Raw genomic sequence first — 993 nt, 5'->3', positions numbered from 1 at the left:
TTTGTGGGGTTGAGTGTCAGTGCGCCAGGTATAAAGGTTCAGGCTGCATCCAGTCAGGTCACCGCCTCATCTGGAGGTAGCATGGTGACACTTGCTTCCGCAGGGCCTACACCTACAGCCTCCCCGCCTGTAGAGCGGGAGACGAGCTGGTATATTCCCGATTGGGTAGATGACATGATTCATAAAGTCGATGATATGATTCAATCGTTCAAAGACCTCATGTCCGGAAAGCTGATCAAAGATGCCATTGAAGGTTTAGTTGTTCTGTTGGTGGACGAGCTCATGTCACCGCTCTATGATGCCTTTGCTAAGAGCTACTTGTTTACTCCGCAGATTGCTGAAATCGATCTGGTGCAGTCGGGCTGGTCTATCTTTATGATTATCGGCCTTGTGTCGCTATTTATCGGGATTTCGTGGTTGGCGTTCAAAATTATTCGAGGCAAAAAAGACCTGGGCAGTTTGCTCAAGGTCTTTCTTCTTTGCTTTGTCGCTACCTACTTTTCGCTTACGGTCCTGAATATCGCCAATGTGGGGATTAACTGGATGGCCAGCAAGATGTTCGAAGGCATAATCGGCACGAGTGGCATCACGTATGAGGGTTTGGATGGTCAACAAATTCTAAAAGCTATGATTGTCGGTGCAGCTGGGATTACGGAGGCCTCTTACGCAGCGCAGACACTGGGAGAACTGACGGTGTCCACGAGTGGGGGGATTTTTAATCTGCTTGGTTATTTGATACTGGTGGTGCTGCCTTTGTATGTGGTAGCGGTGGTAAAAACGTTGGTTCTGATGTTTATGGCCATCCTGGTCAATCTCTGGATTACCCAGTCTGCCTACACAGGAAAGTTTGAGACAATGCTCGGGTTTGCCAATTTGTATGTGCGGACCTTAATTGTAGGCTTGATCTGCGGTCTGCATTGGGCCATTTTTGTGAAAATGCAAACGGATTATGGTGAGGGAACTGGATTTTCAGCGGCGATTGGTATCCCTCCC

General features: G+C 48.3%; 1 protein-coding gene. It reads left to right on the top strand.

The window, feature by feature from the left end; genetic code table 11:
- Positions 1-81: 81 nt before the first annotated feature.
- A partial coding sequence (locus ACQ76X_RS35995; RefSeq protein ID WP_438498682.1) for a hypothetical protein occupies positions 82-993 on the top strand: 912 nt, incomplete at its 3' end.

Source organism: Paenibacillus sp. IHBB 3054, assembly GCF_051594305.1.
GTDB lineage: Bacteria > Bacillota > Bacilli > Paenibacillales > Paenibacillaceae > Paenibacillus_AQ.
Note: the sequence above shows the minus strand (reverse complement) of the source record. Positions and strands in the feature narration are given on the sequence as shown.